Source organism: Pseudomonas sp. IT-P218 (assembly GCF_949767605.1).
Lineage (GTDB): Bacteria > Pseudomonadota > Gammaproteobacteria > Pseudomonadales > Pseudomonadaceae > Aquipseudomonas > Aquipseudomonas putida_AE.
Window position 1 is genome coordinate 1 of record NZ_CATKQQ010000070.1, and the last position, 488, is coordinate 488.

At 57.2% G+C, this 488-nt stretch carries 1 protein-coding gene; it reads left to right on the top strand.

Going from position 1 to position 488, the window contains the following annotated elements; all coding sequences use genetic code 11:
- The coding region (locus ACM6I6_RS26180; protein WP_414920908.1) for a radical SAM protein at positions 1-488 on the top strand (488 nt) is incomplete at both ends.

Below are 488 nucleotides of genomic sequence, written 5' to 3' on the forward strand. Positions count from 1 at the left end.
GGTTTCTACACCAACCTGATCACCTCCGGCATCGGCCTGACCGAGCAGAAAATCAGCGACTTCAAGAAGGCCGGGCTCGATCATATCCAGATCAGTTTCCAGGCCAGCGACGAGCAGGTGAACAACCTGCTGGCGGGTTCGAAAAAGGCTTTCGCGCAAAAGCTGGAAATGGCCCGCGCCGTCAAAGCCCATGGCTACCCGATGGTGCTGAACTTCGTGACCCATCGGCACAACATCGACAAGATCGACCGCATCATCGAGCTGTGCATCGCACTCGAGGCAGACTTCGTCGAACTCGCGACCTGCCAGTTCTACGGTTGGGCACAGCTCAATCGAGTCGGGCTATTGCCGACCAAAGAGCAACTGGTGCGCGCCGAACGCATCACCAATGAGTACCGCGCCAAACTGGAAGCCGAAGGTCATCCGTGCAAGTTGATTTTCGTCACGCCGGACTACTACGAAGAACGCCCGAAAGCCTGCATGAACGG